At 62.0% G+C, this 12751-nt stretch carries 13 protein-coding genes; 4 read left to right on the forward strand and 9 right to left on the reverse strand.

All coding sequences use genetic code 11. The annotated features are described in order from the left end of the window. Positions 1 to 87 precede the first annotated feature (87 nt). From MA04_RS08570 to thrS, 5 genes are all read right to left on the reverse strand, one after another. Entirely contained in the window at positions 88 to 417 is a 330-nt protein-coding gene (locus tag MA04_RS08570; protein WP_163125375.1) for a hypothetical protein, read from the reverse strand. Then, positions 404 to 718 (reverse strand): membrane protein insertion efficiency factor YidD, encoded by a 315-nt coding sequence (gene yidD, locus MA04_RS08575; protein ID WP_262460119.1) that lies wholly within the window; start codon positions 716 to 718, stop codon positions 404 to 406. Before yidD ends, MA04_RS08570 begins: the two co-directional genes overlap by 14 nt. 239 nt (positions 719 to 957) lie before the next feature. Then, positions 958 to 2340, reverse strand: coding sequence for a cysteine--tRNA ligase (gene cysS, locus MA04_RS08580; protein ID WP_262460120.1), 1383 nt, complete (start codon positions 2338 to 2340; stop codon positions 958 to 960). A gap of 3 nt (positions 2341 to 2343) precedes the next feature. Continuing rightward, a complete protein-coding gene (gene hisI, locus MA04_RS08585; RefSeq protein ID WP_097057430.1) occupies positions 2344 to 2769 on the reverse strand; it encodes a phosphoribosyl-AMP cyclohydrolase in 426 nt (141 codons plus the stop codon). 31 nt (positions 2770 to 2800) lie between these two features. Continuing rightward, positions 2801 to 4717: a threonine--tRNA ligase gene (gene thrS / locus MA04_RS08590; RefSeq protein WP_163125371.1), complete on the reverse strand. Its 1917-nt coding sequence runs from the start codon at positions 4715 to 4717 to the stop codon at positions 2801 to 2803. A 450-nt stretch (positions 4718 to 5167) separates the two neighbouring features. On the opposite strand from thrS, the gene MA04_RS08595 reads away from it, so the two are divergent. Then, positions 5168 to 6718, forward strand: a complete 1551-nt coding sequence (locus tag MA04_RS08595; RefSeq protein WP_262460121.1) for an HD-GYP domain-containing protein — start codon at positions 5168 to 5170, stop codon at positions 6716 to 6718. A 207-nt stretch (positions 6719 to 6925) separates the two neighbouring features. On the opposite strand, the gene MA04_RS08600 is transcribed toward MA04_RS08595, so the two are convergent. Both MA04_RS08600 and MA04_RS08605 read right to left on the reverse strand, forming a co-directional pair. Next, on the reverse strand, positions 6926 to 8146 hold the full coding sequence (locus MA04_RS08600; protein ID WP_262460122.1) for a GGDEF domain-containing protein: 1221 nt from the start codon (positions 8144 to 8146) through the stop codon (positions 6926 to 6928). Between the two features lie 129 nt (positions 8147 to 8275). Beyond that, the gene (locus MA04_RS08605; RefSeq protein WP_163125365.1) at positions 8276 to 8548 is read right to left on the reverse strand and encodes an Arc family DNA-binding protein; all 273 of its coding nucleotides are present in this window, start codon (positions 8546 to 8548) and stop codon (positions 8276 to 8278) included. A 179-nt stretch (positions 8549 to 8727) separates the two neighbouring features. Here MA04_RS08605 and MA04_RS08610 point away from each other — a divergent pair, with 179 nt between their 5' ends. Next, entirely contained in the window at positions 8728 to 9678 is a 951-nt protein-coding gene (locus MA04_RS08610; RefSeq protein WP_022993737.1) for a LysR family transcriptional regulator, read from the forward strand. A 190-nt stretch (positions 9679 to 9868) separates the two neighbouring features. Here the strand turns inward: MA04_RS08610 and MA04_RS08615 are convergent, their stop codons facing one another. Beyond that, complete coding sequence (locus tag MA04_RS08615) at positions 9869 to 10744, reverse strand: 6-carboxytetrahydropterin synthase (protein ID WP_233917750.1); 876 nt, start codon at positions 10742 to 10744, stop codon at positions 9869 to 9871. Positions 10745 to 11082: 338 nt separating this feature from the next. On the opposite strand from MA04_RS08615, the gene MA04_RS08620 reads away from it, so the two are divergent. Then, positions 11083 to 11421: a histidine triad nucleotide-binding protein gene (locus MA04_RS08620; RefSeq protein WP_014993269.1), complete on the forward strand. Its 339-nt coding sequence runs from the start codon at positions 11083 to 11085 to the stop codon at positions 11419 to 11421. A gap of 63 nt (positions 11422 to 11484) precedes the next feature. Next, entirely contained in the window at positions 11485 to 11925 is a 441-nt protein-coding gene (locus MA04_RS08625) for a hypothetical protein (RefSeq protein ID WP_262460123.1), read from the forward strand. A 13-nt stretch (positions 11926 to 11938) separates the two neighbouring features. On the opposite strand, the gene MA04_RS08630 is transcribed toward MA04_RS08625, so the two are convergent. Beyond that, complete coding sequence (locus MA04_RS08630) at positions 11939 to 12568, reverse strand: TetR/AcrR family transcriptional regulator (RefSeq protein WP_163125359.1); 630 nt, start codon at positions 12566 to 12568, stop codon at positions 11939 to 11941. Between the last annotated feature and the right edge of the window lie 183 nt (positions 12569 to 12751).

A 12751-nucleotide genomic window follows, 5' to 3' on the forward strand; every position in this document is an offset into this window, starting at 1 on the left:
AGCATGCCTTGGCAAGCTGCGAATGTTATATCATAACAAAAGCGCCATCGAAACCCGAACCGCTTGAGGCGGCTGCGAAATTGGAGGTCAGGTGGACAGAGGTGGGGCGCGGGAAAGGTAGGCGCGCAGACCGGCCTGGGTATGGCCACGGTCTTGCGCCAGCGGGCGCCAGAATGGCTCCGCCGCGGGGTTATGCTGAACCAGCGTGGCGGGCGGCACGGCAATCTGTACCGGCGCGCAGTGCTGGCAATGGGGGGCGGCGGAGGTGCCGCCATCGTCGGGAATGTCGCCGGCCTGGGACGTGGCGGTCGGCAAATGCTCGGTGGTGTGCCAGGCCATCTGCCACTGACCGGCGATCAGCAGCAGGGAGAGTAGCAGGAGACGAACCGGGAAGGCCCTGGCGCTACGGGGACACATGGTCCTCTCCGTTAGCCTTGGGGCCGTTGCTCTGGAAGCCGTTTTGCTGGGGACCATCATGCTGAGCGTCGCCCTGCAGCGGGTGCGGCTGGCCTGGTACCGGATCAAAACCACCGGGATGCCAGGGATGACATTTGCACAGACGGCGCGCCGCCAGGGCGCTGCCGCGTAAGGCGCCATGGTGTTCCACCGCCTGACGCGCGTACTCGGAGCAAGTGGGATAGAAACGGCACTGGTTGCCCAGCCAGGGGCTTAAATAGCCCTGGTAGAAACGCAGGCTGGCCAGTAGAACCCGTTTCACGGTGGCGACTCCCAATCAGAATCCGGCCAGCATACCCGAGGAAGATGACATTTGTCTGTCATCCGTTGCGGGTCGCTCCCCAAACCAGACTACAAGGCCGCTGTAGGAGCTTGCCTGCAAGCGAATATCCCGAAGGCCTGAGAGAGGCACCCATTCGCTTGCAGGCAAGCTCCTACAGCGGCTTCGTAGTCCCCCGACTTTAGCAGTGAATAGCGTGCCGGCGTGCTGCGTGTAAGCTCCTAGTCCCGGCTCCAGCGGGTACCCTCGCGGGTATCCTCCAGTTGGATGCCGGCGTCCTTGAGCTGGTCGCGGATCTGGTCGGCGCGGGCGAAATCGCGGGCTTTCTTCGCCGCGGTCCGTTCCGCCACCAGGGCGTCGATCTCGTCGTTGGCGAGGCCGTCATCGGCGCTGCCCTGGTTCTGGAACCAGGCCACCGGATCGGATTCCAGTAAGCCCAACAGTCCGGCGCCGGCCAGCAGTTCCGCTTTGAGTACCGGTTTTTCCGGCAGATCCGCCTTGTTCAGCTTCGCGGCCACCGCGTGCAGGGCGCTGATCGCCTCGGCGGTATTGAGATCGTCGCGCAGAGCCAGCAGCACCGGGTGATCCTCCGGCAGACGGTAGCCGGTATCGGGCTCGACCTGTTCGCCGCGTCCCAGCAGGGCGTAGTAAAGGCCGTCCAGGCTCTTGCCGGCCTGATCCAGCACCTCGGCGGAGAAGTTCAGCGGCGAACGGTAGTGGCTGGAGAGCAGCGCGAAACGCAGCACCTCGCCGGGGTATTCCTTCAACAGCTCGCGGACCAGGCGGAAATTGCCCAGGGATTTGGACATCTTCTCGCCATCGATGTTGATGTAGCCGTTGTGCATCCAGTAGCGCACATACTCGGTGCCATGGGCGCAGCAGCCCTGGGCGATCTCGTTCTCGTGGTGGGGGAAGATCAGATCCTGCCCGCCGCCATGAATATCGATGACATCGCCGAGATGCTTGTGAATCATCGCCGAGCATTCGATGTGCCAGCCCGGCCGGCCGCGTCCCCAGGGCGAATCCCAGCCGGGCTGGTCATCACTGGACGGTTTCCACAGCACGAAGTCGCCGGGGTGGCGCTTATAGTCCGCCACTTCCACCCGCGCGCCGGCGAGCATGTCTTCCAGGTTGCGCCCGGAGAGCTTGCCGTAATCGGGCATGGATTCCACCGCGAACAGCACATGGCCATCGGCCTGGTAGGCATGCCCCTTGGTGATCAGCGTTTCGATCATGGTGAGCATGTCACCGATGTGATCGGTGGCCTTGGGCACCACGGTGGGAGGCAGGGCGTTGAGCCGCCCCATATCTTCTTCGAAGGCTGTGGTGAAACGGGCGGTGAGGGCGCCGATTTCCTCGCCGTTATCCGCCGCCGCCTTGATGATCTTGTCGTCGATATCGGTGATGTTGCGGGCGTACACCACCTGGGGGTAGAGCCTCCGCAGCAGCCGGTAGAGCACATCGAACACCACCACCGGACGGGCGTTGCCGATGTGGACGTAGTTGTACACCGTGGGCCCGCACACATAGAGGGTAATGCGGTTCGGGTCCAGCGGGATGAAATCGTCCTTGCGGCCGGTCAGGGTGTTGTGCAGTTTCAGCATGGCTCAGTTATATAGCTCGTTGGGATCGATGATCGGGGCGCGGTCGATCACCACCCGATCGCCCTCCACTTTCCAGTAAAAGCAGGCGCGGCGGCCGGTATGACAGGCCGGCCCGGTCTGCTCCACTTTGGCCAGCAGGACATCGCCGTCGCAGTCCAGCCGCAGTTCCTTGAGATACTGCACTTGCCCGGAGCTTTCGCCCTTGCGCCACAGCTTGCCGCGGGAACGGGAGTAGTAGCAGACCCGGCCGGTGCGCACGGTTTCCTCGATCGCCTCCCGGTTCATCCAGGCGAACATCAGCACTTCGCCACTGTCGTGCTGCTGGGCGATCACCGGCACCAGGCCCTGGTCGTTGAAGGCCAGATTATCCAGCGCTTCGGAGAGGGCAACGCTGAAACCTTCCGGCTGTTGTTCGTTGGCTTTGAACATGAGACCTCTTGGGGTCGGACGTCCGACCCGTTCAGATCGGCGCCCGGGTGTCCCGATGCAGTTGTTCCACCGCCTCGTCCAGATCCATGGTATCCGTGGCCTGGGAGCCCAGACGGCGTACCGCCACCTGATTCTGCTCGGCTTCCTTCTCGCCGACCACCCAGATCACCGGCACCTTGGCGCGGGAATGCTCGCGCACCTTGAAGCCGATCTTCTCGTTGCGGGTATCCAGCTCCGCCGGAATGCCGCGCGCCTTGAGCTGCTCGACCACCCCGGCGGCGTAGTCATCCACCGCGTTGGTAATGGTGGCCACCACCACCGGCACCGGCGCCATCCATAATGGCAGATGTCCGGCGGTGGACTCGATCAGAATGCCCAGGAAGCGTTCCAGCGACCCCAGCACCGCCCGGTGCAGCATCACCGGACGCTGGCGGCTGCCGTCCTCGGCCACGTATTCGGCATCCAGACGTTCGGGCAACACGAAGTCCACCTGCAGGGTGCCGCACTGCCAGTCACGACCGATGGCGTCACGCAGTACGAACTCCAGTTTCGGGCCGTAGAAGGCACCTTCGCCGGGATTCAGTTCGCACTCCAGGCCCAGGGATTCCACCGCCTCGCGCAGAGCGCCCTCGGCGCGGTCCCAGGTTTCATCGGAACCGGCGCGGTTGTCCGGCCGGTCGGAGAACTTGATGCGGAAGCTGTCGAAACCGAAATCCTGGTAAACCTCGCGCAACATGGTGATGAAGGCGGCGGTTTCCTCGTTGATCTGGCCCTCGGTACAGAAGATGTGGGCGTCGTCCTGACTGAAGGAACGCGCCCGCATCAGACCGTGCAAGGCACCATGGGCCTCGTTACGGAACAGAGCGGTGAATTCGCCCATGCGGATCGGCAGGTCCCGGTAGCTCTTGATGCCCTGGTTGAAGATCTGCACGTGGCCGGGGCAGTTCATCGGCTTGATCGCCATTTCCCGGTGATCATGGGTGCAGACGGTGAACATGTCGTCGCTGTATTTGTCCCAGTGTCCGGACTGTTCCCAAAGCACGCGGTCCATCATCTGCGGGGTGGACACCTCGGAGTAGTCGTACTTCTCCATCTTGGCGCGAATGTAGTTTTCCAGGTTCTTGCGCAGGCGCCAGCCGCGCGGGTGCCAGAACATGCTGCCCACGGCTTCCTGCTGGATATGGAACAGGTCCATTTCCCGGGCCAGTTTGCGGTGGTCGCGCTTTTCCGCCTCTTCCAACTGTTTGAGATAGGCGTTGAGCTCTTTCTTGTCGCGCCAGGCGGTGCCGTAGATCCGCTGCAACTGGGCGTTGTCGGCATTGCCGCGCCAGTAGGCGCCGGCCACTTTCATCAGCTTGAAGCCGTCGCCGAGCTTGCTGGTGGAGGGCAAATGCGGGCCCCGGCACAGGTCGATGAACTCGCCTTGGCGATACAGCGAGACTTCCTCACCCTCGGGTAGATCACGAATGATCTCCGCCTTGAATTCCTCGCCCTGATCCAGGAAGAAGCGGATCGCCTCGTCCCGGTCCCAAACCTCGCGGCGGATCTCCTCATTGCGCCGCACGATCTCCTGCATGCGCTTTTCGATGGCGACCAGGTCTTCCGGGGTGAACGCGGTCTCCCGGTGAAAGTCGTAATAAAAGCCGTTCTCGATGGTTGGCCCGATGGTGACCTGGGTTTCCGCAAACAGCTCCTGCACGGCTTCGGCCATGACATGGGCGGCATCGTGACGGATCAGCTCCAGAGCGTCCTCATGGTCGCGGGTGATGATTTCCACTTCCGTGCCGTCGGTGAGGGGCAGATAGACGTCGGTGAGATGGCCGTTGGCCTTCACCGCCAGCGCCTGTTTGGCGAGTTTCTTGCTGATCCGCCCGGCGATCTCCAGGGCGGAGGCCGGTTGATCAAACTCCAGGGTTGCCCCGTCGGGCAGTCGATAGCTCACACTCATGGGTGACACGGAATCCAAAGCAAATGAAGCAGGCAGATGTGGAAAGCAGGCCCGGTGCGGGGGCACGGGTTTGCGTCCCGGAACCGACGGATGGTAGGCAATCGCCGCGGTGGCTTCAAGCGCCAAGCCATGACAGCGGCCTTATGACGTGGGTTGAGAGCCTGTTCTTGCTCTTTACGCCACCGCGTTGCTGCTGGAAAAGCCGCCTGAGGGCGTTGGGGACTGAAGGCTTTGGTGGGGCCAAAGGCAAAGGCTACAGCGTCCTCAGGCGGCTTTTCCAGCGCAACCCGAAGGGCCGGGCTCCTTTTGCCGCCAGCTCGCGATTACGCTTGTTTATGTAGAATGACTACACCGCACAACCGAAATCACGACCTGACGACAAAATGAACTCCGGCGCGGCGGCGTAAAGAGCAAGAACAGGCTCTGGGCGAATAACGACGAGGAAACGGCATGCCCCAACTGCACAGGATCGGAGATCAGCTGATGCCGCTGCTGCGGGTGGCACGGCGTATCAATGAGCAAAGAGACGTGGCCACGCTGGCGCAAACCATCGTCGCCGAGGCGCGCGCCCTGTGCCGCGCGGAGGCCGGCGCGCTCTGGCTGTATCGGGGCGATGGCGGTGATGAACGCCTGGTCTGCATGATTCGGCAGGGAGAAGGTGGCAGCGGCGTGACGGACGGGGTCGAAGTGCCTCTGGCGCGATCAGGGTGTCCGGTGGCGCGGGTGGCGAAAGAAGGCGAAACCCTGCTGCTGGCGTCGGGACAGGGGCTGGCGGAAGAGGACCGGGCGCTGTGGGTACCGGATCTGGTCACGGAGGTGTCCGCACAATTGCTGGTGCCGCTGCCCAACCATGATGGTGAGGTGGTCGGTGTGGTGCAGCTGATCAATGCCCGTGATGACCAGGGCCACAGGCTGGCGTTCTCCCGGCGCCAGCGCGTGGTGGCGGAGGCCTTGGCGGGCTACGCCGGCATCGCTTTGAATAATCTGCTGGTGGTGGCGGAGATGAAGGACCTGCTGGACGCCTTCGTCAAAGTCATCGCCCAGGCCATCGACGCCAAGAGCCCGCACACCAGTGCCCATTGCCAGCGGGTGCCCCTGCTGACCGAATTATTGGCCCGGGCCGCCTGCCAGGATCATGGCACCTTCGCCGACTTCGATCTGGACGAGGACGGTTGGTACGAGCTGAGAGTGGCGGCCTGGCTGCACGACTGCGGCAAGCTGGCGACACCGGACTCGGTGCTGGAGAAATCCACCAAACTGCAGGCCCTGCATGACCGCATTGACATGGTCGCCGCTCGTTTCGCGGTGCTGCGGGCGGAATTACTGGCGGACTTCGTCGAGCGCGAACGGACGGAACCGGAGCGGACCGCGGAGCTGGCGATGGAAAGAGAGCGGGCGCTGGCGGGGCTGGAAGCGGATCTGGCGCTGTTACAGCGGGTCAACCTGGGCGGTGAAACCATGGCCCGGGAGGACCAGGAACGGGTCCGGGCAATGGCCCTGCGTACCTGGACTGATGCGCAAGGGCGGTTACAGCCGCTGTTGAGCGACGACGAGGTGAGCAATCTGTGTATCCCCAAAGGCACGCTTACCGAGGACGAGCGGGCGGTCATCAACGGGCACATGGACGTGACCCTGGCGATGCTGGAATCGCTGCCGTTTCCGCGCAAGCTGCGGCGGGTACCGGAATACGCCGGCGGTCACCACGAACGCATGGACGGCACCGGCTTCCCCCGCGGCCTGACCCGCGAACAAATGTCGATCCCGGCGCGGATCATGGCCATCGCCGATATCTTCGAGGCGCTGACCTCCCGGGAACGGCCCTATAAACCACCGCTGAAGCTGTCGGAAGCGCTGGCGATCATGCGCCAGATGCGCGACGACCAGCACCTGGACCCGGACCTCTACCGCCTGTTCCTCGACGCCGACGTCTGGCGCCAATACGCCCTCGAGGCCCTGGACCCGGAACAGCGGGATGTGGAGGAAGTGAGCAAATACCGCTGAAAAGCAGGGAATAGTTAATAGTGAATAGTTAACAGTTGCGCGCAATAGGCCGGGGAATCGGGAAACGAGGAGGCCGCGCCATCGCTTGGGCAGGGCCTGATTGTCCTTTAACATAAACCGAAGTTGCGGGTACGCAAACAGCCTTTGCAGTACTGCAATGTGCTTTTTTTCGCTGTTAACTATTCACTATTAACTATTCCCTGCCCCTCACAGCGCCTGCACCCGCTGCAGCTCATCCATGAACGCCACGCAATTGCGGCCCGCGCCTTTGGCCTGGTAGAGCGCCTCGTCGGCTCGTTTGATCAGGGCGAGGACATCTTTTTCTCCGGGCAGCGAACTGGCCACGCCGACGCTGATGGTGACCACCTGGCTGATCCTTGATCCGGCGTGGGGCAGGCCCAGCTGCTCGATCCGTGTGCGCATCCGTTCGGCGAACACCAGGGCGTCCTTGAGGCTGGTGTTGGCCAGCGCCACCAGGAATTCCTCGCCGCCGTAACGGGCGACGAAGTCGGCGTCGCCCTGGGCCATGGCCCGGGGAATGCCGGCCACGGACTTGAGGCATTCGTCGCCGGCCAGATGGCCGTAGGTATCGTTGTATTGCTTGAAGAAATCGATGTCGAACAGCACCACGGTGACGTTATCGATGGTATGCCGGCTACGGCCATGCAAAGCGTCATTGAGGCGGGACTCCATGCCGCGCCGGTTCAGGCAGCCCGTCAGGCCGTCCCCGGTGGCCTGGCTCTCGAGCACCCGGTTGGCCGAATGCAACTCCGCCCGATGCTGATAAAGCACGTGCTCGGACAGAAAGTGGCTGCGCAGCAGGCGTTCATAAATATATTGGCCAAACAAGCTCATGGTGCCGGTTGCCAGGGAGAACAACAGCAGCGTCAACGCCTGGGACAGCGGCAGGGTATTGGGGGCGAGGGTGCAGAGGGCCTGGAGTGCCAATATCGCTGAAGTGCTCAGGGAGGAGGCCAGGAACGGCACACGCAGCAGTACGCCGAGCACCAGGATCGCCAGGGGAGTTTGCAGGAACAGCAAGAAGGCTTGCGGGTGATCGATGGACAGGCCCATCCACATCCCGGTGATCGCCACCGCGAACGCCAGCAGGATAATCATTGGATGCAGCCAGCGGCGCAAATCCGGGCGATGGGCGACCACCGCGGTGGCCACCGCCAGCATGATGCAGAACAAACGCGGGCGCCAAGTGAGGACGACCAGATCCGGCTCCACGGTCAGTTCCAGAATCACCGCCAGGGCCAGAATGGAAACCAGTGTGATGGTGGCCCAGGGGGTGATGCGGGCCACGTTACTGCGGAAATAGTCAACAAATTCGCGTTCCAGCGGTGCCGGAAGACGCAAATGCCAGGGCAGCCGTATGTCACTGCCGGACGGAAGCGTGCTCGTCCGTTGCGGGTCGTGGGTCACCTTGGGTCCTTACTGCCAGTTCGGGGACCGTTGTCCCCGAAGATTCATTCAGGCTCCCAGCATAGCGCCTGACGCGGCGGATATCCCGCAACTATATATCAGTAAAGCGAACTGTATCAGCAAGGCCAACTAGATGAGCAAAGCCAAAAGGGCCTGGCGCTTTTCCGCAGGCAGGCGGCGAAAGCAATCCAGTAGTAACCCTTCCTCCAGCCCCTGGGGAACGCAGCCTTCGGATCTTGGCAGATCTCCGGGCCATTCAACCATGCTGCGCTGCAACCGGGCCACGATCTCCGCATTCATGCTTCGGTGACCGTGGCGGGCGGCCTGGGCAATGCGATCACGCATGCCGGGAGGGAAACGAACCACGAACTTCTCGGCCCGCGTGGTCTCGTCCTGCTTCATAGTGTCTGTCATATGCCCCGAGAAAACGGTTACCTTACGCACTTTTTAAACATGACGCGATGATGGCACGGTGCTATTAATCGGCCTTGATCCGGGTCAATCCCGGGTGCGAAAGAGCATGCGGGGTAGCGTCGCGGCCTCTGTTATGATCGCCTTGTCAGGAGAGAGAGCACACCGCCATGAATGTCGCCGGCGCCGATCTGAATTTATTGAAGTACCTGGATGTGTTGCTGCGGGAGAAAAACGTGACCCGGGCGGCGGAACAACTGGGCATTACCCAGCCAGCCATGAGCAACAGCCTCAAACGGCTGCGGCAGATGTTCAATGATCCGCTGCTGATTCGTACCAGCGAGGGCATGACCGCCACCGACCGGGCCCTGGAACTGCAACCCCTGGTACGCCAGTTGATGGCACAGGCGGAATCTCTGTTCAATCCGGAGGAAGTGTTCCGTCCGGAAGAAAGCCGTCGGGTTTTTCGTATCATGACCAGCGATTACGCCGAGGGCACGCTGGTGCCGCACATCGTGCGCCGTCTGCGTGAAGAGGCGCCCCATGTGGTTCTGGACTTCCTGACGCCGTCGGATGTCAGTTATCCGGATATGGAACAGGGCCGGGTGGACATGGCGGTCAACCGGTTCAATGAAATCCCGGGATCCTTCTACCAGGTCACCCTGTGGAAGGACGCCTTCTCCTGTCTGCTCAACCGGGATAACCCGATCGCCAAGCATTTCGATCTGGACAGCTACCTGTCCGCCCAGCATATCTGGGTGTCCAAGACCGGTTTTGGCGTGGGCTTTGGCATGAACCCGGAAAAACTGGGCGGGCTGGGCTGGATCGATCACGCTTTGCAGCAAATGGGGCGGACCCGCAAGATCAGTATCTTCACCCGCCACTATCAAATGCCCGCCCTGCTGGCCATGAACAACGACCTGGTGGCGACTCTGCCGTCCCGGGTGGCGCGCATGCAGGCGCAAAATCCCCGCCTGGTGATCAAATCACCGCCGTTCGACATTCCCGAGTTCGAACTGAAAATGGCCTGGTCCCCCCTGCTGCACCACAACGCCGCCCACCGCTGGCTGCGCAAACTGATCCAGGAGGAGGCGGAGCGGATATTGGCGGAGGACCCGTGAAAAGGCAGTTAATAGTTAAGGGTGAATAGTTAATAGCGACGCGGAAGACGCCGGCAGGCTCAGAAAGCAAAGAGGCCGCGCCCTCAACCAGGATGCGGCCTCTTTGTCTTTAAAGACACAGATCAGAGCGCCAGGCTTGCATACACAAATCACCTTTGCACTATCGCAACCCTCTGTTTTTCGCTATTAACTATTCACCCTTAACTGTTAACTGCCCTTCAGCTATCGCCCCCTTGCCGACGCCCTCGAAGGCGCGGACGCGGAAGTGCTTGCCGGGGGCCTCCTCGGCCAGTTGCCGGGCGATGTGGTCGGCCAGGTATTCCACCGTGGTGTCGGTATCGATCAGATAGCAATGGTCTTCCGGGATCACCAGTTCGAAGTGACCCTGGGGCGCGTCGTAGCGGAACCGGTGATGGGGGACTTCCTCGACGAAGTAGGTCCCTTCCAGATCTTCCCGGGTGCCGATGTAGATGTCTTCCCAGCGGTCCGCCCACAGCTTTTCCCAGTAACGACTGCGGCGACCGTTCTCGAAGATCTGAATGGTGGAACGGTGGCCGTGGGCGATGCGCTGACAGTTACCGTCGTGCTTCTTCAGACCATGGGAGTAATGGTAGAAAGGCGCGGTACCGGTATCCTCCTCACGGAGCAGGATGCGCGCTTCATTGACGTTGGCCGGCAGGGACGGCTCCAGCAGCTCCATCAGGAACAGGGTGACGGAGGCTTTGGACACCTCGGTGCTGGAGATTTCCAACAGGCTCTCGGTGGGCGCCAGCAGACGAATTTCCCCGGCACGATACTGCCAGGTGAGACTGAGTTGCTGATCTTCGCGCTGATTCAGGCTCAGCGCCTCATGGGCACCGGGGAACAGCAGACGATGGTCGACCTGATCATCGATCAGGCGCTTGAGCTGCCGTTTGACCTGGCCGAAATCAAACACCATGCCCTGGCCGTCCAGATCACCGGACAGTTCCAGGTCCACGATCCAGGACTCCCCGATCATGCCCCGCTTGGGGTGCAGGTAGGAGAAATCCAGTACGGTCAGATTGTCTACGAACAGAGTGGCCATATCGTTCCGATCAGCAAAACAGAGTTCACGGATATCATCGCCGCCGGCGATGCCAGGGCGATAGTATACGCGGCCCGGGCGGTCTGGCTCACCCCACCGAAGGCGATCGGTGGCGATGAATTGGACGGGATGTGAACGGCACCACGTCCCGGCGATGTGGCGCGCATCCTGCCCGGTGGTGGTGGTAAACGCAAGCGGTGGCCAGCGGTGACCGGCTGTCTGGCGTGTGCCGCCCTGTTGTTCTATGGTTGGCTCTGCCCGTCGGTAAAACACCCGTACGCGGATGCCCGGTGCCGGCGGCGCGAAAACCCTGTAAAGCCATTGGATACCGTTGAAAGATGAGCGAGACCCTGTTTTCCAAGATCATCGACCGGGAGATCCCGGCGGACATCATCTATGAGGATGAGCAATGCCTGGCGTTCCGGGATATCAATCCTCAGGCCCCGGTGCATTTCCTGGTGATTCCCAAGAAACCCATCCCCAAGCTCTCCGACGCCACCGAGGAAGATCAGGCGTTGCTTGGGCACCTGTTGCTGGTCGGCAACCAGGTCGCCGCCCGGGAGGGGCTGGAGGACTTCCGCGTCAACGTGAATAATGGCGCCAGTGCCAGTCAGGCGGTGTTCCATCTGCACGTTCATGTCATGGGGGGACGTCCGTTCAACTGGCCGCCGGGCTGAGCCCGGACCCTAATAAAAGGTGGCAATCCCGAGTGCCGCCTAAAAACAAAAGGAGATAATAAGATGAATGGTAAAACCTGGATCATCGGCCTGCTGGCGGTGGTCGCCTGTGTGCCTGCTTTCGCGCAATTGCCCGACGACGCCGAGCGCAAAGTCATCGACAGTCTGATGACGCGCATTGCCGCGCTGGAACAGACTGGCCGCGAGTTGCACGAAAAATACCCCGATAGCAAAACCGCCGAGGCGCAAAAGGCCTGCAAGGCGGATTTCCCCGACTTGCCGGAGCAGGCCCGTAACCTGCGCGGCGAGGCCGCCGCGTTGCAAACCCTGGCTTTCAAGGTGCATTTGAGCATGGCCGCCAACGACCTGGTGCAATGCGTGGACTGTCTGGACACGGTAACCTCCTGTGACGGCGCCTCCGCCTCCCTGGAACGCGCCAGGGACCAGATGAAACGCATGGAGGACTACGCCAAACGCCAGGCCGCGGGGGAGGATCCGTCCTGACCTCGGTGTTCGCTCAGGAGGTCAGCAGAGCCCGGGCCATGACGGCCAGCCGATCCACCTGTTGCGGGATCGGGGGCGTGTCGGTGTCCAGCAACAGCGTATAGCGCCGCGCGCCCCAAAGGGCCAGGACCAGGGTTTCCAGAGTGTCGGCGGTCACCGCCGGTCCGGGCCGGTCCGGCCAGCCCGCCACCAGCGCGCCCCAGGTGTCCACCAGCTGCCGGAAGGCACGCTGGTGGTGGGTGGCGGCGGCAATTTTCCCCTCCATCATCAACATATCCCGATCGAAGTAGGGCGCTTGCCCGTCCTCGTCCAGCGTCAGTGATACCGCTCGCCGCAGACGCTCCTCCCAGCAATGCCGGTCCAGAGCAGCGTCCTCCTCGCTCAGCCGCTGGCAAAGTACATCCATGCAATGGCGCACGTAACCGGATAACAGCGCGGTGCGGTTGGGGAAATAGTCGTACAGCGTCCCCACTGCGTAGCCGCTCTCTTCGGCAATGGCGCGGGTGGTGGCGGCGGCCGGTCCGTCGCGGCGCCAAATCCGAACAAAGCCGTCGTAAAGGGCCTGCACGGTGAACACAGCGCGCGCCTGGGAGGGCCGCTTATGCGGTTGGGGCAGGGGCTTCGATGGTACTTTCCTGGTCATGGGGAATCCGAACCCGTTGGCGAAGAGGCGTTGTTAGCATGATGCCACGTTAATCATCACCAACGGAGCGACCATGCGCACCCCGAATTTACGACTGCTGACCGACAAGACCGACCTGGGCCATACCCGGCTGGATAAGAGCCTGTTCATAGTCTTTACGCCGCCGCGCCGGAGTTCATTTTT

The sequence above is a fragment of the Alloalcanivorax balearicus MACL04 genome (assembly GCF_025532145.1).
GTDB classification, from domain to species: Bacteria; Pseudomonadota; Gammaproteobacteria; order Pseudomonadales; family Alcanivoracaceae; genus Alloalcanivorax; species Alloalcanivorax balearicus.

Coding starts and splice junctions, on each gene's coding strand:
- MA04_RS08570 (WP_163125375.1), bottom strand. CDS start 417: ATGTGTCCCCGTAGCGCCAGGGCCTTCCCGGTTCGTCTCCTGCTACTC.
- cysS (WP_262460120.1), bottom strand. CDS start 2,340: ATGCTGAAACTGCACAACACCCTGACCGGCCGCAAGGACGATTTCATC.
- hisI (WP_097057430.1), bottom strand. CDS start 2,769: ATGTTCAAAGCCAACGAACAACAGCCGGAAGGTTTCAGCGTTGCCCTC.
- thrS (WP_163125371.1), bottom strand. CDS start 4,717: ATGAGTGTGAGCTATCGACTGCCCGACGGGGCAACCCTGGAGTTTGAT.
- MA04_RS08595 (WP_262460121.1), top strand. CDS start 5,168: ATGCCCCAACTGCACAGGATCGGAGATCAGCTGATGCCGCTGCTGCGG.
- MA04_RS08605 (WP_163125365.1), bottom strand. CDS start 8,548: ATGAAGCAGGACGAGACCACGCGGGCCGAGAAGTTCGTGGTTCGTTTC.
- MA04_RS08610 (WP_022993737.1), top strand. CDS start 8,728: ATGAATGTCGCCGGCGCCGATCTGAATTTATTGAAGTACCTGGATGTG.
- MA04_RS08615 (WP_233917750.1), bottom strand. CDS start 10,744: ATGGCCACTCTGTTCGTAGACAATCTGACCGTACTGGATTTCTCCTAC.
- MA04_RS08620 (WP_014993269.1), top strand. CDS start 11,083: ATGAGCGAGACCCTGTTTTCCAAGATCATCGACCGGGAGATCCCGGCG.
- MA04_RS08625 (WP_262460123.1), top strand. CDS start 11,485: ATGAATGGTAAAACCTGGATCATCGGCCTGCTGGCGGTGGTCGCCTGT.
- MA04_RS08630 (WP_163125359.1), bottom strand. CDS start 12,568: ATGACCAGGAAAGTACCATCGAAGCCCCTGCCCCAACCGCATAAGCGG.